We start from the raw sequence: 22,082 nt of genomic DNA, 5'->3' as shown, positions 1-22,082 counted from the left end.
CAACCCCTTTGTGGCTTTCAAATAAAGTTAAAATTCAGCTGTGAAGCCGAGCATATAAGTACGTCCACTTGTAGTCGTGTTATATGCTCTGTCATGTGAGTCGCTATAGAAAACTTCTCGCTCATTTGTCAGGTTAATACCTTCAAAACTTAACTTCACACTATCTGTTAACTGATAAAATGCTGAGAAATCAATATACGTTGTACTGTGGAAACCACTTTCGTCTTGATCGCCACTTGATGACGCTCCTGAAATATAAGGGCTACGATATGCTGCTGACACTCTCGCTCCCCATGAATCAACTTCATAATAAAGAGTAAAGTTATAGCTATTTTTAGATAAGCCAGTGAATGGCTTAGTTTGGTTATTACCCTCAACACCATAAATATCACGATATAAAGCTTCACCATCTGCATACGTGTAGTTTGCAACGACACCCAGATTGCTGAACGGAGCACTTAAAAAATCAAAGTCTCTTGAAAAGGCAAGTTCAGCACCTTTAATTTTTGATGAATCCATATTTTCAGGTCGTTGCAGATAGAAGATACTATCCATTGATTTATCCGCTGGTAGCAACTCTTCAGGTAAACCTAATGATGAATAAACGACCTCAGTTGTAGTGCTTACAATAAAGTTATCAATATCTTTGTAATAAAACGCAGCTGATGCGTACCCAACATCCTCAAAGTACCATTCAAACGAGGTATCAAAACTAATTGACTCAAACGGCTCAAGTTCAGGATTACCCATGTTAACGCTAGTAATCGCTTCACCGGAGGTTTGAGAAACAGTTGCGTTATAACTTAACGCGCCTAACGAAGGACGGGTGATATTTTTGCTAGCAGAAAAACGCCATAAAATATCTTCATCTAACTCATAAACCATGTTCAAGGTAGGTAATACATCAGAGTAATTTCTAGTCGATTCAATATCGATACCATTTGAAACACCCGAGGCTTGAATTTCTGTATCAAAGTAACGTAAACCAGTGCTCACATGTAAAGGCTTACCAGCAAGTGAACTTTCAAATTGATACTCCGCATAAACTGCTTGAGTTGTTTCACTCACTGGAGATTTTTTATTTTCAGTAAGATCTGAAGCGTCAATTTTATAATCAGATAGGTCATAAAAATCGAGTAATGCTTTTAAGTCACCTTGTACCCATTGATGTTCTGGATGCTGAGTGAACACGTTTACAAGACTATCATCTAAAGCAAGGATACCATTGTTCTGACTAGCAATATTTTGCGCATTACTTTGTGTAAGCTGATACGCACTATTTTCAAACTTCTTGTAATTTAACCCAAATTTTAATGTCCCTGAGTCACCCACTAAATAAGTGAAATCAACTTTAGCCGTATCAAAATCGTTCGTTATGTAGTTTTCTTGAAGATAAATGTCCTTTATCTCAAAATGATCTCGACTCGTCGGATCAAAATTCGGCGAGTAACTAAGGCCATAAAATCTGTCTTGGGTAAAATCAGTAATAATGTCAACTTTACGTTTTGCATGAATATTAGACTTTTGAACTCGTGGTTGATTAAAATCGGAAGAACTCGTGCCAACAAGCGCCTTCATGCTCAGCTCATCATTTAATGACCAATCCAGAGTTAGTGTATATTGATCAAATACAGATTCGTTATATCTTGCTGAATTTTCATTACGCCACGTTGCATCCGCATAACTTGCATAGATAACTTCCTTTTGCCCATCATTATCAATCCACTGCAAATCTTTAACTGTTTTATTATCTTTTACTGCGGAGTGATGTTCATTTTGCTCGTTTTCTAATTTTGCATGTAAAACATCGAGAGTTAAACTTAAGTCATCACTTGGTTTAAATTGAAGAGCAGCTGTAACACCCAATCTTTTTTGATTATTGTTCCATAAAGAGTACCTATGGCCTCTTGGGAACCAAAGTTCTCCAGAATCCAATTCAGCTTGAAGTTCAGTATTACTTTCATCTGCCGCTGACTTCCCACCTTCTTTACGCCAACGAGTTGTATTTGTACCGAACTCAGTTGTTGATCGCTCACTGTAAGCTACTGAAGCTAATGCACCGAAATCACCCCAAGTATTTGAAAGTAAACCGGCAAAACGAGGGTCTGTTTCTTCGCTGTTGTCGTTATAACCGCCATTAACTGAAATCGCTCCTTTAGCCCCATCATAATCAAATGGTTTAGCTGAATACAAACCTACAGTACCACCTATACCACCTTCTTCTTGTTCAGCAGAAAATGTTTTATTAACATCGATACGGTTGAACAGTTCTGCTGCGAACACATTAAAATCAAAACCACGCGTTCGGCTTACACCACCTTTTGCATCCATTGGCGATGATGATGTTCCCATAGCCTCCATGCCATTTACTTGTACTCGAGTAAAGTCAGGGCCGAGACCACGTAAAGATATCTGCCTCCCCTCACCAGCTTCACGAGTAATAGTTACTCCGGGTACGCGTTGAAGCGCATCTGCTAAGTTCAAATCAGGGAAATCTGCAATATCCTCTGCCAAAATTGAGTCCCTAGCAATAATTGCCTCTCTTTTCATATCTTTTGCTTTGATAAGAGAGCGTCTAAAAGAAGTGACTTGTATCACTTCCATATCAGTTAATTGCTCATTAGCTTGAGCTGCAACTTGTGGAGCAGTGCTTAACGCCGAAAAAATAGCGCTTGAGAGTATACTTTTCTTTAATAGAGTATTCATAAAAGTTCCGTGTTACTAATAAAGTTATTAAATGACTGAACACTCTTAAAGAGCTTTTTTTTACAAAAAGCAGACAATTTTTATGATGAACAATTTGTGACAGACAAAGCTACACGCATTGCCATTTTATATTTACTAGGGTTATTTATTATTAAGGCTGGCTTTCGGTTGGGCTCAGCTTAAAAGTAATACATGAGCTTAAATTGGCCCCTGATTCGTAATTGGAGCTTTTTAGTAAGGATGAAAAGACCAAAAAATAGACAAACCGGAGTTTGTCTATTTTTTATAGGTTTGTCTAAATTTTAGATGTCGCTACATGCTCCGACGGGCAGTACTGGCGGCACAGATTGCATAGTTAATCCTAAAATTCCTATGCGTAGTTGGACCTCATTGCATTATTACTCCATAATACTTTTCAATTCGGTCAAAATTTATCCCCTTCTCATCGTTGAACCAAGGTTCAGAACTGACTATGTCTAATATTACAACCACCGATCTGAGCACAGCCCGAGACATTGATGACATCCCCCGACCTGTGGTTGCTCTGAGCGCTACATCGGTAACAAAGGGCTGGGAACAAGCCCGTCATCAGCATCACAAGGCGCAACTGATTTACTCCGTTCGCGGTATTCTCAACTGCGAAATTGAAGACGGAGTCTGGATTGTGCCACCGCAATGTGCAGTATGGATACCGGGAAACTTGCCCCATTCATCCCGAGGCACGGGTGAAACGGAATGTTATTGCCTGTTCGTCGAGCCTGATGCCACACCGGATCTGCCAAAAACCTGCTGCACGATTGCAGTATCACCGCTGCTACGTGAATTGTTGCTCAAGGTGGCTGGCTTTCCCAAATTGTATGAACTCGGGAGCCGGGAAGAGCGGCTGATCGCTACGTTATTGGATGAGTTGGCGGCAGCTCCGGTAGAAAACCTCCATCTACCTATGCCGCGCGATCCGCGATTACGTCAGCTCGCCGAGATGCTACTGGCCAGCCCTTCAGACAAAACATTGAAGGGGGACTGGGCTACCCGCATCGGTATGAGTGAACGCAATATGAGTCGGTTGCTGCTGAACGAAATCGGCATGAGCTTCGGACGTTGGCGTCGACAACTGCATGTGATCCTTGCACTTCAACGTCTGAGCAAAGGCGAAAGCGTGCAGACAGTAGCGTTGGAGTTGGGTTACGAAAATGCCAGCGGCTTCGTCACCATGTTCCGCAAGGCCGTCGGTAAACCACCTGCTCGATACATCTCAGAACGAATGAGCAACGCGGAAACGACTGCAGTGCCAGGCATTGTGCTTTCTGACATAACCTGATAGGAGTTCCCGCCAGCATCGTTCCCATGCTTTCGTCAATGGTGAATGATGGACAGCCCACTGGCATCGGTGCAATCAGTAACCCCTCACAGAATTAATATCCCCACGGCTACCTTGCTGGAGCTGCTGCGAAGTCTCTATAAGACACTAATGCCTAAAATTCCGCTATCAAAACCAGAGCGAATCCGTGGTTTTGATATCGGTGTCTGGCAGGATAGACCTTTTCTGTATTAATCACGGATTCCATATTTGGCAAACCAAGCACGCTGGGTTGAAGAATAGCAGACCAGAAGAAAGCACAATCGACCTGCACGATGGGGATTCCACATGGCGAAATCAAGTCAATTCATTTTTCAGTAAGGCCAAAAACAGTGAGGCAAATATATTTGGCCGAAATGAATAACAATCAGGCCTAATTACACCATTACACCCAGGCAATTTTATTATTAAATAAAGCCTCTAATTGAAAATGAGTATTATTAAATGAGTTATAGCAAAACTATAAGGAAGCTTCGTGGGGAAATTGAGAAGAGCACACCCAGCACCGTACTTAGCTCTGTTGTTGCGGCGATAGTCCTCATCAGCACTCAGAGCGTATGCGCCAGTGAATCAGGGCAACTACAAAACAAGGATGGGGATAAAACGTCTAAGAAAACAGTAAACATGCCAATTATAACGGTAATAGGTGAAGGTACTAACGCCTACACCATGGGTGAGACTGCAGCGGCGACGGGCCTGCCGCTGTCGCTGCAGGAAACGCCAAATGCAGTAACGGTGATCACGCGCCAGCGCATAGATGATCAACAGTTGAATTCAGTGCAGGATGTGCTGGACAACACCACGGGCATCACGTTGAACCAGTCCGACAGTGAGCGCACGAGTTTCTATTCTCGCGGGTTCTTGATCAACAACGTTCAGTACGACGGTATTCCCATCGCCGTCGGCGATGTCGTCAATGGCAGCGGCATTGGTTCGCTCAATACCGCGTTCTACGAGCGGGTCGAAGTCGTGCGCGGTGGCTCCGGTTTGCTGACGGGCACCGGCAATCCCTCGGCCGCCATCAACCTGGTGCGCAAACGCCCAACCCGTGACTTCTCGGCAGCCGCCTCAATTGGTGCGGGAAGCTGGGACACTTATTGGGGCTTGACCGACCTATCGATGCCGTTGGCCGAAGATGGTCGTATTCGCGCCCGTATCGTGGGAACGTATCAAGACGGACATTCGTATCTCGACGACTACAAGCCGGAGCGGAAAGGGTTCTACGGTATCATCGAGGCGGATCTAACCAAGGACACCACGTTGAGCCTAGGTTATGACTATCAGAGCATCATGCCGAAGGGGGCGACCTGGGGTGGTTTGCCGTTATGGTTTAGCGACGGTACACAGGCGGAGTATTCTCGCGGCAAGAACTATGCGCAAGAGTGGAGCCACTGGGACAACACCCTCAAGACGGCGTTTGCCGAGATAGCGCATGTCTTCGATAATGGCTGGAATATTAAAGCCACCGCTAACCAGTACCGCACAGAATTCGATGCCGAATTGCTTGGTCTGGTCGGCCGCCCCGATCGTGAGACAGGCCTAGGCTTTTTTCCTTACGGGGCCTATCCGGTCGCGCTGGCATCCGGCGGTCGCAGTCGTCAAAATACCTTCGATGTGATGGCAAGCGGCCCCTTCGAATTGCAGGGGCGCAAACACGATTTAGTGGTGGGGGCGAAAAGTTCACGCCGCACATCTCGCCAAGCGGATATTTCACCATTCTATGTCAGCACTGCAGCAGTCAATGTCTATGACTTGAGTCCAGCCCATCCCCGACCTGACTTCGAGACCATGGCTTCGGTACCGACCCATACCCGAGTCAAGCAGAGCGGTATTTATAGCGCAGCCCGGTTTTCGCTGGCCGATCCGCTAAAACTCATTATCGGCGGCCGCTTCAGTAACTACGAAATCGACGACGTCAGTGGTACCTCATTGCACTACAAAAAGAGCGGTGAATTCACCCCGTATGCAGGCTTGGTCTACGACATTAACAAAACCTATTCGAGCTACGTCAGCTACACGAGCATATTCAATCCGCAAACCGACTATCGCGACAGCAGCGGCAATGTGCTCACGCCGTCAAAGGGAAAAACCAAGGAAATCGGCCTCAAAGGTGCTTACATGGATGGGCGTCTGAATGCGTCGGTGGCCTTGTTCGACACCAAACTGAACAACGCGGCGCAGGTGGTCGCCGGAAGTTATACCCCTGGCGGTGCCCAAACTTATAAGGGCGCTGATGGAACGAAATCACGGGGAATCGAGTTGGACTTGCAGGGTGAGCTGGCACTAGGTTGGAACATCTACGCAGGTATCACTCATTTCACAGCGGAAGATGGCGATGGCGTGCGTCTGAATTCAAAACTACCGCGCACTACGGCCCAACTTTTCAATACCTACCAGTTGCCCGGAGACTGGCACTCATTGACGCTCGGTGGCGGGATTAAATGGCAAAGCCGCTTCTACCAAACGCCCAATACCGGGACGAGCACATTGGGTGGGGAACAGGGTTCCTATGCTTTGGTATCACTGATGGGACGTTACGACATCACCCAGAAGTTCGATCTGTCAGTCAACCTTAACAATCTTTTCGACAAGAAGTATGCGCTACAGAAGGGAGACTTCGACACCGTAAGCTACGGCGCACCGCGCAACGTTATGTTAACACTGAACTACAAGTTGTGAGTGTGGCCTTTATAGCACATTCGCTCTTGCTAATACCTAACTTAATAAGAGAGAAAACTATGTCATCCCCATCTAATCTATACCAACGCTACCCTACAGCTCCCCAACAACAGAACAGGGTTGCCCTATTTTGGCTGACCACCTGCGTGGGTGCCGTGCTTTTTGTCACCTTCCAGTTGTTCTTTTACGTCAACGGCTTTGTGAGAGCACATGGAGTAACGCCGACGATGACGTTTGAGCCCAACGTACTGTGGGTATTCCCCACATTTTATGGTTGTTGGATCATCACCGTGCTTATTGCGCTGATCGGAACCCGCAAGGCGCTGTGGGTAGCGCTGGTTCTCGGTAGTCTGATGGTTGTCCTAAATACTCTCGGCGGGATCGCCGATGGGGTTCGCGACGGTTGGTACGTTGCTTTCTCCGCCGTTTTTTTCATCACCTTGCCCGGTGTCCTTGCTATTGTGACCACCTGGCGTCAACTCAAAAGCAAAGGGGTACAAAATGTCGATGAATAGCACAAACTTCCCCTTCGTCTGGATGAGCTTTTCGCATGAGCCGGAACATGACCACGAGAAGGACTTTGAAGCATTCGAGGCCAATTTGCAGCGCGGCGAACCCTTCGTGATATTGACCGATACCGCACCTGCTGAAGACCATGCGCACTCACCGGAAGACAAAAGACGCACTGCGTTTTGGTTGAAAGAGCACAAGGCGGAATTACGCGAGCTGGTTCTGGCCATGATTCTGATTGAACCCAGCCAAGCCAAACGTCTTGCCATCAAGGCGTTTGCAATGCTTTTCGCCAAGTTCTGGGGCTACCCGTTAATGCTTGCCTCGTCGCACGAGGACGCGATGGAGATTGCCAAGGGACTGCTTTCTGGGAAATCCACATCATCCCCTGCGTCTTAGCACAAATGGCCTGTTGTTGATATCATCAAGAAGACCGATACCGCCGGAGACCCCATACTCCGGCAACCCCTTGGCCGACCATGAAGAGAGGAAATACCTTTCTTGTAAGTTGTAGTAGCTCATATTTGATCTTACAATTCCGATAAATAGGTTTGAACTTTATCTGGCAGGCAGCTATGAGCCAGAAGCAGATGGCCGGACAAGCTCGTTTTTGGACAAAAGCGTGTTAGAGATGAAGGAAAGTTGTGTGCCAATAGCAGTCTATTAGTAATCTCTAATGTGTAACCAAAGCCAGCCGTTTTTTGCCTATAGCTCCAGTGCCTCTTTATACCTAAACTATACTAAACTCAACGCTAAGAATTAGTCTCGCTTGTCTTCTTTTCTGAGAGGCGTTTTATCGAACATAAAAAAATAGGAGGCAAACACACCAGCTATAGTAAGTGCTGTTAGTAGTATGACTTCTAGCATAAAATTTTATCCTCTGTTTTCAATTCTTTTTATCTCAATATGATCATTATATGGGCATTAGCATGTATTTCAATTTTGATGAGCGCTTTTAAGAGCATAATTAACAGAGCTTCCCATCTTAGCAATATTCAATGAGAGGCTCTAGTTCGCTCATTTGCGATGCTCGACTAAACACGTTTTGGGGCGTGCGACGTGAAGTCGTATGAAGCGCTGTTCACCGCTTAATGAGTGAACCATCTGTATCACCAGATGATCCTAGGAGCCTGAATAAAGTAGCGGCTCTGACAATGTAACGAAGGTTGGTATGCGCCAATCGGGATCTTAATCGTGAGAGGACGATCCTCCTGATAACCACAAATCGGGTGAGTGCTAGGCAGTCAGTATGATGAACATAAGTGAATCCGCGTAAGGTGCGTTATACGATGAAACAGCGGAAGTGGTTAATACGCTGTAGCCAAAAGGCACGAGAGTCGGAAAGAGATTGCCCCATGCTCTTTCGTGATCACTGAACTCTCCGCACTATAGCGGGCATCTAACCTGACATTGCGCAACATACGGAACACGGTAAGCCTGTATCACTCCCTTTGGGAAAGCTTATATAGCCGATAGTGATGCAGGTAGAGGATGTTGGAGAAAGCAAAGGCTGGATTGTAATGATGCAGATACAGACGTCTGTCTGGCACGAAAGTGAGCTGACTTCCGACTGGTCTTCCGTTGCAAGAGAATTTGAAGAACTTTATTCAAGGAGAAACGCAAATGATGATTTCAAAAGAGATTAGTGCCTCCCCTGACAGTGCTCAATGGCAATCCATAAATTGGAAAACTGTTGAGTCGCACGTTTTAAAGCTTCAGATGCGTATTGCAAAAGCAACAAGAGAAGGTAAACACAGCAAAGCGAAAGCGTTGCAGTGGATACTGACTCACTCGCATTCGGCAAAACTTCTTGCTGTTAAGCGAGTATCACAAAACAAAGGCAGTAAAACGCCCGGAATAGACGGCGTCATCTGGAATACGGATACGCGCCGCATGAAAGCAGTCAATCAATTGAGCAGAAAGGCTTATCAAGCCAAACCGCTCAAGCGTATCTACATCCCTAAGAAAAACGGCAAGCTCAGACCTTTGGGTATCCCGTGCATGGTCGATAGAGCGCTACAAGCGCTTCACCTTCTTGCACTAGAGCCTGTGTCAGAAACACTTGCTGACCCAAATAGCTACGGATTTCGGCGCAATAGAAGCACTGCTGATGCTATTGCTCAGTGTTTTCTCTGTTTGAGTAAAAAGCAATCCGCGCAATGGGTTCTTGAGGGAGATATCAAAGCCTGTTTCGACAAGATTGGGCATCAATGGCTTATGAATAATATAGCTGTAGATAAACGAATGTTGGAACAATGGTTAAAGTCTGGTTTTATGGACAAAGGGCTGTTCTATCGCACTGACGAGGGAACACCACAAGGCGGGATCATATCTCCAACCTTGATGCTGATGACTCTTGCAGGTCTTGAGCAACGCATTAAGTCCACCGCACTTAAAAATGGGGCGAGAGCCAACTTTATAGGATACGCCGATGATTTCGTAGTCACATGCACTTCAAAGGACGTGCTGGAGAACGATATCAAACCGTTGATTGCTGACTTCTTAGCACATAGAGGCTTAACGCTCTCCGAAGAGAAAACGCACATTACCCACATTAGCCGTGGTTTTGACTTCCTAGGCTTTAACCATAGGAAGTACAAAGGAAAACTGCTCATTAAACCGAGCAAATCTAACACGTTAATATTTCTGAGTAACTTGCGCGAACTCATTAAAAAGCACGCAACTACCCCCGTTAACGATCTAATCAAGTTGATAAATCCGAAACTCAGGGGTTGGTCGAATTACTATCGCCATTGCGTTGCCAAACAAGTATTCGGATATGTGAGCCACAAACTATTTCTAGCGTTATGGCATTGGGCTAAAAGGCGTCATCCAACAAAATCAAAAACTTGGATCGCCATGAAGTACTTTATCAACCGTCGAGGCCAATGGCAATTTCACGGTTGGCAGAAGAGCATGAACATGAACATGAACATGAACATGGATTGTCAGTTTAATCTATTTCAAATAGCTAAGGTGCCAATAGAGAGACATGTGAAAATCAGGAGTGAAGCTACGCCTTTTGATCCTTTATACCAAGAATACTTGGCAAAGAGAAAAGCAAAGAGGCAATGCCGCAACTCTTGGAATGAGCCTAATCTCGCTGCTTTATAAGTTGCTGGGTACCAATTAGGTGCCTTCGTGAAGGCTTGAGCCGTATGCAGTGAAAGTTGCACGTACGGTTCTTAGGAGGGCGACACTTGGTAACAGGTGTCGTCTATCCGACAAAAACGAGTTAACAAAAAGGCGAACCTTTCGGTTCGCCTTTTTAGTGTTCAACTAGCTAGATTGTCACAATCTTAATTAACTGTCACAGACTTCATTAAAACTGTCACAATCTTCATTACCAGTTATCAATTAAACCTTAGTCTCGGTAAGTCTCAACCGCTGGGCATGAACAAACTAGGTTACGGTCGCCGTATACGTCATCGATACGGGTTACTGTAGGCCAGAATTTGTCTTTTGCTACGCTTGGTACTGGGAATGCAGCGTAGAAACGGTCGTATGCACGATCCCACTCATTGCCTAGTACGTCTGCTTGTGTGTGCGGTGCAAACACTAGCGGGTTGTTTTCAATTGACCATTCGCCAGATGCGATACGGTCGATTTCTGACTTGATTGACACCATTGCTTCGATGAAACGGTCGATCTCAACTTTAGACTCAGACTCAGTTGGCTCAATCATTAGTGTGCCAGCTACTGGGAATGACATAGTTGGTGAATGGAAACCGTAGTCTTGTAGACGTTTAGCTACGTCCATTTCTGTAACGCCTGTTTGCTCTTTGATTGGGCGTAGGTCAACAATACACTCGTGCGCAACGCGGTTGTTACGGCCACGGTATAAAATTGGGTAGTGCTCGCTTAGCTTCTCAGATAAGTAGTTAGCATTCACGATAGCCATTTCAGTTGCTTGTTTTAAGCCTTCAGAGCCCATCATGGCAATGTATGCCCACGAGATTGGTAAAATAGCTGCTGAGCCGTAAGGAGCAGCAGAAACCGCACCGTTACCGATGTTTGTGCCAGCAACATTAATTACGCTGTGGTTTGGCATAAATGGCGCTAGGTGAGATTTAACACCGATTGGGCCAACACCTGGACCACCACCACCGTGTGGAATACAGAATGTTTTGTGTAGGTTAAGGTGCGATACGTCAGAACCGATTGAACCTGGGCTTGTAACACCTACTTGCGCGTTCATATTTGCGCCGTCCATGTACACTTGACCGCCGTGCTCATGCACGATGTCACAGATTTCACGAATTGTTTCTTCGTAAACACCGTGTGTAGATGGGTAAGTGATCATGATACAAGATAAGTTTTCAGATACCTCTTCGGCTTTCGCTTTAAGGTCTGCCATATCAACGTTACCGTTTTTATCACAGTCAACAACCACGATTTTCATGCTTGCCATTTGTGCAGACGCTGGGTTTGTACCGTGCGCTGAACTTGGGATCAAACATACGTTACGGTGACCTTCACCGCGTGACTCGTGGTATTTACGAATTGCGATTAAGCCTGCATATTCACCTTGTGCACCTGAGTTAGGTTGTAGTGAAACTGCATCGTAACCTGTGATGTTTACTAACCAATCATGTAGCTCAGTCATCATGATTTGGTAACCCGCTGCCTGATCAAGTGGGCAGAATGGGTGTAAGTTTGCAAACTCAGGCCAAGTGATAGGGATCATCTCAGCTGTCGCATTAAGTTTCATGGTACATGAACCTAATGAGATCATTGAGTGGTTAAGCGCTAAGTCTTTGTTCTCTAGGCGCTTGATGTAACGCAACATTTCAGTCTCGCTGTGGTACGAGTTGAAGTTAGGGTGCGTTAAAATTTCGTCATCGCGTACTAGGCTTGCAGGAATAGAGTTGCTGCCGTTTACTTCGATTTCGTTCGCCAGTGCGTCAACGCTTAGGCCGTGACCTTCACCTAAGATGATGTCGAATAGCTCTGCTACGTCTGCACGGGTTGTTGTTTCTGATACAGAAATTGAGTATTCACCTGCACGGTTAGACGCAAAGTTAACGCCGTTTGCTACTGCTCGTGCAACGATTTCGTCTTTGTTATCTGCAACAACAGTCAGTGTATCGAACCATGTGTCGTGCTTAAGGTTTACACCTTTCGCTTTTAAGCCTGCAGCTAAGATGTCTGCAAAACGGTGAATACGCTCAGCAATCGTTTTCAGGCCTTGTGGACCGTGGTAAACCGCGTAGAACGCTGCCATGTTCGCTAGTAATACTTGCGCTGTACAGATGTTCGAGTTAGCTTTTTCACGACGAATGTGTTGTTCACGTGTTTGCATTGCCATACGTAGTGCGTCGTTACCTAAACGGTCTTTAGAAACACCGATAATACGACCTGGTAGTGAACGCTTGTACTTGTCGCGTGTTGCGAAGAATGCAGCGTGTGGACCACCGTAACCCATAGGTACACCAAAACGCTGTGCTGAACCAAGTACTACGTCTGCACCTAGTTTACCTGGTGCTTTAAGCATTAATAAGCTCATGATGTCTGCAGCAACACAGGCAATCGCTTTTTTGTCTTGTACTTGTGCGATTAGGTCAGTTACGTCAGTGATTTCACCGGTTGTTGATGGGTATTGGAATAATGCACCAAAAATCTCATGATTAGCCGCTTCGCTTGCAGGACCAACAACCACTTCAAAACCAAACTGGTCTGCACGTGTAGCAACAACGTCGATAGTTTGTGTATGTACGTCATCAGCAATGAAGAAGATGTTTGCTTTTTTAGCTTTAGCAACGCGCTTTGCAAGGCCCATTGCTTCTGCAGCAGCCGTTGACTCGTCAAGTAATGACGCGCTTGCTAAATCAAGACCTGTTAGGTCTAGGGTCATAGTCTGGAAGTTTAATAATGATTCTAAACGACCTTGTGCAATCTCTGGTTGGTATGGTGTATACGCAGTGTACCAGCCTGGGTTCTCAAGTACGTTACGTAAAATTACGTGTGGTACGTGAGTTGGGTGGTAGCCTTGACCGATGTATGATTTGAACACTTTATTTTTGCTTGCTACTGATTTTAAGTAGCTTAGTGTTTCAACTTCAGTGCGGCTTTCGCCAATTGATAAACCTTGCTCTAAGCGAATGCTTGCAGGTACCGTTTGACCGATCAGCTCTTCAACACTCGATACTCCAAGAGCGCTCAGCATGTCGCTTACTTGCGCTGGGCTTGGCCCAATGTGACGGCGAATAAAATCTTGCTTTTGCTCTAATTGTTCAAGAGATTTGGCGTTTGACATTTGTCCAGATTCCTATGATCCAAAAAAAAGTGGTTACTGCCAATGGGTAACTGGCAATAACTTAAAAACAGGTTGATTCAGTAACTTACAGCGTATGGAAAAGTAAGCTATAAAATCATAAAAGCCCCAGTGAAACCCAAGCTACGCATTTAATTAGCTGGGGATCTAGACGGGGCTTTTAGTCGGCGTGACTAATTAATTAGTCTTCGTCGATTGTGTTAGCGTAGCCTTCAGCGTCTAACAGGTTATCAAGCTCTGATGTGTCAGATGCTTTGATACGGAATAACCAACCGTCAGTGTACGGGTCGTTATTTACTGTTTCAGGCGAATCTTCAAGCTCTTCGTTGATTGCAACGATTTCACCGCCGATTGGTGCGTAGATGTCTGATGCTGCTTTTACAGACTCAGCTACTGCGCAGTCTTCACCCGCGTCAACTTCATCACCAACTTCTGGTAATTCAACGAATACCATGTCGCCAAGAAGTTCTTGTGCGTGCTCAGTGATACCTACAGTAAACGTACCGTCACCTTCGTCGCGAACCCACTCGTGTGAAGTAGCATATTTTAATTCGCTTGGGATATTGCTCATCTTTTTGTTCCTTTGGTTTATATTGGGTGATAACACCAAATTTTTTATAGTTTAGATAACTGATTTGCCGTTACGTACAAAGCAAGGTTTAACAACCTTAACGTTAACCAGTTTTTTACGCATCTCTACTTGGGCTGTTTCGCCAGTTGAACGCGGAACGCGTGCTAGCGCAACACTGTGACCAAGGGTTGGTGAGAATGTACCAGAGGTAATCACCCCTTCACCACCTTCAACGATTACTTTTAAACCGCTACGCAATACGCCTTTTTCTTCAAGCACTAAACCAACTAGTTTGTCTGTGCTCTTGTCAGCGCGTTGCTGTTCTAATACTTCACGACCAATAAACTTACGATCTTCTGGCTCCCATGCGATTGTCCACGCCATGTTTGCAGCAAGTGGAGAAACGCTTTCGTCCATATCTAGACCGTAAAGGTTCATACCTGCTTCAAGACGTAATGTATCACGAGCACCTAGACCTGCTGGCGCTACGCCTGCGTCTAGAAGTTGTTGCCATAAATCAGCAGCTTGATCGTTAGGTACTACGATTTCATAACCATCTTCGCCAGTATAGCCTGTTGTCGCAATAAATAAATCACCTGCTTGCACACCAAAGAAAGGCTTCATACCTTCAACTGCAGCTTGTTGCTCTGTAGTAAGTACTGTTGCTGTTTTGGCACGTGCATTTGGGCCTTGAACAGCAATCATTGCAAACTCAGGACGCTCAGTTACCGTTACGGCGAAATCAGCTGAAACTTTAGCTAAATGCGCTAAATCTTTTTCACGCGTTGCTGAGTTAACAACTAAACGGTAGTTCGTTTCTGAGAAGAAGTAGATGATAAGGTCGTCGATTACGCCGCCTTCTTCGTTAAGCATACCTGTGTAAAGTGCTTTACCCGGTACGGTTAACTTAGCAACGTCGTTTGCAACTAGCTTACGTAAGAACGCTTGTGCTTGCTCGCCTTGAATATCGACAATTGTCATGTGAGATACGTCAAACATACCTGCATCTGTGCGAACCGCATTATGCTCTTCGATTTGTGAGCCGTAGTTGATTGGCATTTCCCAGCCGTGAAAATCAACCATTTTTGCGCCAGCTTCTAGGTGCTTAGCATGTAAAACTGTTTTAGAAGTCATAATATTCCTTCACTTTTAAATTAACCCACTAGTGTGGGGCGTGGCCTCAATTTAATGAGGGGGAATAACATGGGCGGCGATTATACATTAGTTGCACAGTTGTCACACCCAAATTGCGATTTTGTAACTAAAAAACAGCTAAACACCCAAGTGCGTAGCTGTTTTAAATATTTTATGTTTTAAGCAACGTTGGCTAAGGCTAAATCAAAGCCGAGCTGCTGTAAGTGCGTTTGCCATTTATCAAGCTCTGCTTGGCGCGCCACCAGCTGAAATTGCTGTGTTGCTTGGTTATCTATCGCGGTAATAAATACCTCACCGCTTTGTGCACCATAACAACTGCGCATGTCTGATAAACGCAGCCCCGGTGTTAGCTTAAAGCTGTCTACCAAGGCATCAAACGCCTGCTCACCACTTAGGGTTAGCGCGCTTAAATCGTCACGCATTACATAATCAATGTCGTAACGTAGTTGTTGCTCATTTATAAGCGACTGTAATTGCACGCTAGCATCTTTACCTAACACAAAACGAAATGCAGTTTCGTTAAAGTAGTACAGGGCATAAGCGTAGCTGCTTGTTAGGTCATCGTCTAATGAACTACGTAAGCCTAAACCGCTAGCAGTTAGCTTATTGATATCAAGACCTAAAATAGCCGTTAAAAATGGGATTGCTTCAGTGCCACTAAAATCCATAATGGCAATATCGCTATTAGCTCGTAGCACATTATCTGCTGGAGTCTCAGCTTGGCTGTGGCGAGCAAACATTATTGGCGTAAAAGTCATATGTGACACCTATCAATCGTTAATGCTTGAAGTATATTGCGCCGTGCTGGCAACAACAAATTGTAATTATTTATCAATTGATAAATAATGCTTATATATATAGCCCTATAAATAGAATTTTTTAATGAAGAACATTTCTACCGATAGCTTACGTACTTTAGTAACCGTTGTTGAAGTTGGCGGGTTTGCCAAAGCAGGTGAATTATTGGGGCTATCGCAACCTGCTGTGAGCTTACAAATTAAGCGCCTAGAAGACATGCTTGGCCATAAGCTATTCAAAAAGCAAGGTCAGCGCCAAGTACTTAATCAATATGGCGAATTGCTTATGCCATTAGCTAAACAAATGCTGCAACAAAACGATGCTATTTTGCAGCAGTTCACCAGCGAAAATGTCACAGGTAAAGTGCGCTTGGGGATCCCCAGTGAATTTGCCGCACGTATTCTACCTTCAATCATTGGTGACTTCGTTGCCCTCTACCCGGATGTATCACTAGAAGTTCGCTCTCGCTTGAGTAAACATTTGTTGTCGGTCTCGCGCCAAGATCAATTCGATTTAGTACTGGCATTAAACGAAGAGCTAGAGTCAGCCAAGTTCCCTATTTTTATGCAAGACCAATTAGTATGGGTAGGCGATTTAAACCTTGCACAAAACGATGTGGTAACGCTAGTCACCGCTCCTGAGGGATGTATTTATCGCCGCAGAGCAATAGAAGCACTACAAAGTGCCGGTATTAAATACCGTATTGCCTACAGTAATGCTGACTTAACCGGCCTGACTGCCGCGTTAAAAGAAGGCTTAGGCATTACTGTGCTCGCAAAAAGCACCGTACCTAATGAGCTGAATTACCAATTACAAACCAAAGACCTACCTGAACTTGGGCAAATAGGTATTAGTTTAATTAAACGCACTGAAGACCCAGGAACCGCCGTCGATAAACTTGCTGAGTTCATCGCCCTGCGTTTGACATAGGTGTGAGTGAGTTAGCAAGTTAGCAAAATTGTAGCAGCGATTTCATATCGCATAATAAAATGAATATTCACAAAGAGAAAAAGAGACGCTTCGCTTTAGAGGATAGTAACTAATAATTTTTATTGGGTTACTCATTCACTTCTCATTGTCTTCTCTTTGTACAAAAAAAATATTGAACCACAGAGTACACCGAGGCGCTTCGCGCTACATAGAGAAAGTAATGATCACATAGAGAAAAAGAGACGCTGCGCTTTAGAGGAAAACAAACTCTTTTTGGCTTGTTTCATTCACTTCTCATTCTTTTCTCTTTGTGCAAAAAATATTGAATCCCAGAGAGCCCCGAGGCGCTTCGCGCTATATAGAGAAAGTAAAAATCACAAAGAGGACAAGAGACGCTTCGCTTCAGAGGAAAACAAACTCTCTTTTGGCTCTTCTCATTCTCTTCTCTTTGTGCAAAAAAATATTGTAGATCGTCATTTATGGCGACACATAATCACTAACATTGACGGGCTAAAGCCCGACCTACGAATTACCCGTTGTTTAAGAAATATCACGCGAAATAAATTTCACGCCTACAGGCGAGCATTTCAATTTAACTATGTGCAGGCACAATCTAGCTTAAAGCTTCTTTGCTCTTTCCCCTTTCTAACTCGCTAACTTGTTAAGTTTTACTTAACACATCACCGAACCAGAATGATATTACAATACTACTGTAATTTATTTAAATAAATGAATACAACAACTTACAGATAACAGTACTTTTATTACAAATAGGATTGATTCGCATTATATTACATGTTTTAATTGCGCCCGTTAAAAAAATCTAAATACACAGGACACACAATGACACCTAAGTTTATTGTTTCTACGCTTTCGACTGCGGTCGCTTTATCTTTAAGCGCGAATGCTTTTGCAAAAGATGTAACTAAAGAAGAGAAAAACTTTGAGCAAATCACTGTAATTGGCTCTGCATCTGCAATTAACGATATTCCAGGTTCTGCTACATTCATAGACGAGCAAGAACTAGAAAAGTTTGAATACACTGATATCTCTCGTGTTTTAAGTGCTGTACCTGGTGTATATGTACAAGAAGAAGACGGCTATGGTCTTCGTCCTAATATCGGTATGCGTGGTACAGGCACAGGCCGTAACGACAAAATCTCTGTAATGGAAGATGGTGTACTTGTAGCACCTGCACCTTACTCTGCTCCTTCTGCTTACTACTTCCCTACTATGGGTCGTATGGAGTCTATCGAAGTACTAAAAGGTGCTGCTTCTGTTAAGTATGGTCCGCGTACAACCGGTGGTGTTTTAAACTTAGTTTCGCGTAGCTTACCAACAGAAGGCTCTAAAGGTTTACTTAACGCTGAACTTGGTAGCGATGGTTTCTACAAAGGTCATGCTTACTTCGGTAAAAAGAAAAACAACGCTGCTGGTCTTGTAGAAGTATTTACTTACGGCGCAGATGGCTTTAAAGACTTACCAGTTGGCAGCGACAACACAGGCTTTGAAAAGAACGATTTCTTATTAAAGTTTGGTTTTGACTTTGGTGACAACGAAGCACACAGCCTAGAAATGAAATTAAAGTACTCAGACGAGCGTTCTGACGAAACTTACATGGGTTTAACTGACGCTGATTACCAAGCAACCCCTTATCGTCGTTATGCTGCATCGCAAAACGACGAAATGAACACACAACACAATGCATACCAAATTAACTATGCATACCGTTTTGGTAAAGGTTATGAGCTACTTGCTACAGCTTACTTAAACGACTTCCACCGTAACTGGTATAAAGCAAGTAAAGTAAGCACAAGTTACCTTGAGCAATACAGTGAATTTGAAGCAAACCCAACTAGCGAAGGTATTGAGGGTGTTGGCGTAAAAGCAAATAACCGAGATTACCAAGCAAAAGGCTTACAAACTGAATTCCATATTCCAGCAGGTAACCACTACTTTACTGTTGGAGCACGTTACCATGAAGATGAAATGGATCGTTTCCAGTGGGAAGACAAATACACACTTAACCAAGACTTATCAATGACGCTAACAGAAAAAGGCGTTCCAGGTTCAAACAGTAACCGTTTAGATAGCGCCGAAGCGACTACCCTTTTCATTCAAGATGAGTGGTCACTTGATGCATTAGTAATTAGCGCTGGTCTTCGCTACGAAGACATCACAATCAAACGTGTTGAATGGGCTAAGTCTGATCCAAACCGTGAAAATGGTTTAACAAAAGACATCAGCAACGACACTGAGATCTTAGTGCCATCTCTAGGTGCAACATACACAGTAAGCGACAACATAACGCTGCTTGCTGGTATTCAAAAAGGTTACGCACCAGCAGCCCCTGGTAATGCAAACCAAGAAGAAGAAGAGAGTGTCAACATTGAGCTAGGTGGTCGTTACGATTACGCTGGCATTCAAGGTGAAGTAATTTACTTTAACTCTGACTACACAAACATGCACGGTAACTGTACTGCGTCTGTTGGTTGTAGCGATGACAACATTGGCGATCAATACAACTACGGTGAAGTATCGGTGTCTGGTTTTGAGCTAAGCGCAGGTAAAGTGTTTGCTACAAACGCAGCTTCATTCCCAGTTCGCTTAACATACACTTACACTGATTCTGAGTTCGATAATGCATTTGAGTCAGATCTTTGGGGTAGCGTAGAAAAAGGCGATGCAATGCCATACGTACCTGAAAACCAATTAGCGCTTTCTGTAGGTGCTGAGTTCTCAAGCTTTGTATTCGATACACAAATGCGTTACGTGTCTGATGCACACGCAGACTTAACAGACTCAGGTCGCAATGCAATCGACAGCCGCGTTGTGTGGGATTTAGCTGCTAAATACTTAATCGACGACAAACAAAAAGTGTACTTAACAATAGACAACCTGTTTGACAAAACCTACGTTGCAAACCGTGCAAACGGTGGTATTCAACCTGGCAAACCACGTAGCCTACAACTGGGTTACAGCTACTCGTTTTAATAAAACGTTTTAGCGAAATTTAAAAAGCCGTGTGATGAAAATCTCACGGCTTTTTTGCGGGTGTGAGTTAGTGCGATTTTATATCGCGTGACTCAACAGATACTCACAAAGAGGATAAGAGGCGCTGCACTTTAGAGGAAAAACTACAAAATCTTATGGTCTTTCTCATTCTCTTCTCATTGTCTTCTCTTTGTGCAAAAAATAGTGAACCACAGAGAACACCGAGACGCTTCGCGTTACATAGAGAAAACATAATTTAAAATAATAATCACAAAGAGGATAAGAGGCGCTGCGCTTTAGAGGAAAAACTACAAAATCTTATGGTCTTTCTTATTCTTTTCTCATTGTCTTCTCTTTGTGAAAAAAATAGTGAACCACAGAAAAAACAGTAAATTACGCGCGGTAAACCCGCTGCTACGAATTTGGCGTTAAAACGCCTCCTACACCTCGTATCTCTTTCCTCGAAACTCGTACCTTTCCCCTTTACTCTTTCTAACTCGCTAACTTTCAATCTGAAAGCTGATGGCTTTAGTTTACGATCAAAAAAGCCGCGGTGATGGGCGTACCGCGGCTTTGCATAACTTTATAATTAGTTTGCTAGTTTACTACCAGCTTCTCATCTTATGGCCTTTTAAGGCATAGAATAAAATGAATACATAGCTTGGAATCATGACAATATATGCACCTTGTGCGCCAAGGCCAGCAACATTGCCTAAACCAATTAACAATGGGCCGAGTGCACCACCGGCAATACCCATAATAAGTAAGCCTGATGCAGTGCCTGTTAAGCGACCTAAACCAGCTAAAGCCAGTGGCCAAATAGCAGGCCAAACCATTGCATTAGCAAAGCCTAATAACGCAATGCACAAAAGAGGGTCCGGTAACTCAGGGCCACCAAATGGCACTAATAATAAGTTTGAAATAATGAATGAATCATTGCTGCCAAGTACCACTAGCAACACGGTAATAATACCAGCAATACCCGACATTAATAACGCTGTTTGTTGGCTCATAAAGCGCGGAATAGTCAAAATACCAATTGCGTAACCAATCAACATACACGCCATAGTATAAGAGGTCATGACTGAGTAGTCGGCAACGCCAATTTGTAATGCGTAAGAGCCAATTGTGTCTGCCGCAATAACTTCAACAGCAACGTATAGTGCAATACCAACAACACCTAAAACCAAGTGTGGGTGTGCAAGCGTTTCTTTAATTTCACCTTTACCGTTTGATGTTTTGTCTTCATCAAAAACTAAATCAGGTAATGGAGCAAATTTAGCAAATGCGGCAAATAACATGATTAAAGCTGCAATCAATACATAGGGCATGATCAGGCTATTAGCCATAATATCTTTTTGTTCTTGCGATAGTTTACCTGCGCCATCTACAACGCCGCTTACTACTACAGCAGCAAAAATAACAGGCACAATAACACCCGCAAATTTGTTTAATAAGCCCATGATACACACACGTACGGCAGCTGATTTTTCAGAGCCCATTTTTACCACGTATGGGTTAACAGCCGTTTGTAGCACGGTTTGTCCAACACCAATCATTAACTGTGCGAACAAGAAAATCTCGATCATCTGCAGTTTCGCAGCTGGAATATACATCAGCGCCGATAAAGCCATAATCGCACAGCCAATCGCCATGCCATTCTTATAACCAACACGTTTGATCAGCATCGCCGATGGGATGCCGGCAACTGTTACTGCAATATAAAAAGAAGAGATGATAAACGAAGCTTGTAACGGCGAAAGCTCAAGCATTTGCTGCAAAAATGGTGTGATTGCACCATTAAGCCACGTTATACACCCTAAGATAAAAAACATTGAGCCGGCCAATACCATTGGCAGCCATATGCTTTGTTTTGTGTTGTTGTCACACTCAACCGTTGCTTCCATAATTGTTCTCTTAGTTTAATTATTTTTATTTGGTTGGAATCTAGTATACAACTCGATAAAGCTGTTTAATTTCCATACCAATCACAAAAATTTAATCATACACTAACAAAAATGACAGCGCTATCATTTTGCGTTCATATAAGTGCAAAAAAGCCGCAGCTAATTGCTTAGCTGCGGCTTAAACTAAATAGTAACAACTAG

Annotated in this window: 13 protein-coding genes; 7 read left to right on the top strand and 6 right to left on the bottom strand. The window is 44.0% G+C overall.

Annotated elements, in window-relative coordinates; genetic code table 11:
• Positions 1 to 27 precede the first annotated feature (27 nt).
• A complete protein-coding gene (locus tag EVU92_RS08550; protein WP_130050860.1) occupies positions 28 to 2,706 on the bottom strand; it encodes a TonB-dependent receptor in 2,679 nt (892 codons plus the stop codon).
• 472 nt (positions 2,707 to 3,178) lie between these two features.
• Between EVU92_RS08550 and EVU92_RS08545 the strand changes: the two genes are divergently transcribed.
• From EVU92_RS08545 to ltrA, 5 genes are all read left to right on the top strand, one after another.
• Positions 3,179 to 4,024, top strand: a complete 846-nt coding sequence (locus tag EVU92_RS08545; RefSeq protein WP_130050859.1) for a helix-turn-helix transcriptional regulator — start codon at positions 3,179 to 3,181, stop codon at positions 4,022 to 4,024.
• Positions 4,025 to 4,507: 483 nt separating this feature from the next.
• A complete protein-coding gene (locus tag EVU92_RS08540) occupies positions 4,508 to 6,742 on the top strand; it encodes a TonB-dependent siderophore receptor (RefSeq protein WP_130050858.1) in 2,235 nt (744 codons plus the stop codon).
• Positions 6,743 to 6,801: 59 nt separating this feature from the next.
• Positions 6,802 to 7,257 (top strand): hypothetical protein, encoded by a 456-nt coding sequence (locus EVU92_RS08535; protein ID WP_130050857.1) that lies wholly within the window; start codon positions 6,802 to 6,804, stop codon positions 7,255 to 7,257.
• The gene (locus EVU92_RS08530) at positions 7,244 to 7,651 is read left to right on the top strand and encodes a hypothetical protein (protein WP_130050856.1); all 408 of its coding nucleotides are present in this window, start codon (positions 7,244 to 7,246) and stop codon (positions 7,649 to 7,651) included. Before EVU92_RS08535 ends, EVU92_RS08530 begins: the two co-directional genes overlap by 14 nt.
• A gap of 1,224 nt (positions 7,652 to 8,875) precedes the next feature.
• On the top strand, positions 8,876 to 10,366 hold the full coding sequence (gene ltrA / locus EVU92_RS08525) for a group II intron reverse transcriptase/maturase (RefSeq protein ID WP_130050855.1): 1,491 nt from the start codon (positions 8,876 to 8,878) through the stop codon (positions 10,364 to 10,366).
• A 250-nt stretch (positions 10,367 to 10,616) separates the two neighbouring features.
• Here the strand turns inward: ltrA and gcvP are convergent, their stop codons facing one another.
• The 4 genes from gcvP to EVU92_RS08500 all read right to left on the bottom strand — a co-directional run bounded on the left by gcvP (position 10,617) and on the right by EVU92_RS08500 (position 16,010).
• Positions 10,617 to 13,508 (bottom strand): aminomethyl-transferring glycine dehydrogenase, encoded by a 2,892-nt coding sequence (gcvP, locus tag EVU92_RS08515; RefSeq protein WP_130050854.1) that lies wholly within the window; start codon positions 13,506 to 13,508, stop codon positions 10,617 to 10,619.
• Positions 13,509 to 13,707: 199 nt separating this feature from the next.
• Positions 13,708 to 14,097, bottom strand: a complete 390-nt coding sequence (gcvH, locus tag EVU92_RS08510; RefSeq protein WP_054551324.1) for a glycine cleavage system protein GcvH — start codon at positions 14,095 to 14,097, stop codon at positions 13,708 to 13,710.
• A 51-nt stretch (positions 14,098 to 14,148) separates the two neighbouring features.
• Complete coding sequence (gcvT, locus tag EVU92_RS08505; protein WP_130050853.1) at positions 14,149 to 15,231, bottom strand: glycine cleavage system aminomethyltransferase GcvT; 1,083 nt, start codon at positions 15,229 to 15,231, stop codon at positions 14,149 to 14,151.
• Positions 15,232 to 15,410: 179 nt separating this feature from the next.
• A complete protein-coding gene (locus EVU92_RS08500; protein WP_130050852.1) occupies positions 15,411 to 16,010 on the bottom strand; it encodes a hypothetical protein in 600 nt (199 codons plus the stop codon).
• Positions 16,011 to 16,134: 124 nt separating this feature from the next.
• Between EVU92_RS08500 and EVU92_RS08495 the strand changes: the two genes are divergently transcribed.
• Positions 16,135 to 16,980 carry a LysR family transcriptional regulator gene (locus EVU92_RS08495; RefSeq protein ID WP_130050851.1) on the top strand — a complete coding sequence of 282 codons (846 nt, stop codon included), beginning with the start codon at positions 16,135 to 16,137 and terminating at the stop codon, positions 16,978 to 16,980.
• Between the two features lie 843 nt (positions 16,981 to 17,823).
• Positions 17,824 to 19,974, top strand: coding sequence for a TonB-dependent receptor (locus EVU92_RS08490; RefSeq protein WP_130050850.1), 2,151 nt, complete (start codon positions 17,824 to 17,826; stop codon positions 19,972 to 19,974).
• A 605-nt stretch (positions 19,975 to 20,579) separates the two neighbouring features.
• On the opposite strand, the gene EVU92_RS08485 is transcribed toward EVU92_RS08490, so the two are convergent.
• Positions 20,580 to 21,881: an MFS transporter gene (locus EVU92_RS08485; RefSeq protein ID WP_130050849.1), complete on the bottom strand. Its 1,302-nt coding sequence runs from the start codon at positions 21,879 to 21,881 to the stop codon at positions 20,580 to 20,582.
• Positions 21,882 to 22,082 lie beyond the last annotated feature (201 nt).

The sequence above is a fragment of the Pseudoalteromonas sp. MEBiC 03485 genome, from assembly GCF_004195145.1.
GTDB classification, from domain to species: domain Bacteria; phylum Pseudomonadota; class Gammaproteobacteria; order Enterobacterales; family Alteromonadaceae; genus Pseudoalteromonas; species Pseudoalteromonas apostichopi.
Note: the sequence above shows the minus strand (reverse complement) of the source record. Positions and strands in the feature narration are given on the sequence as shown.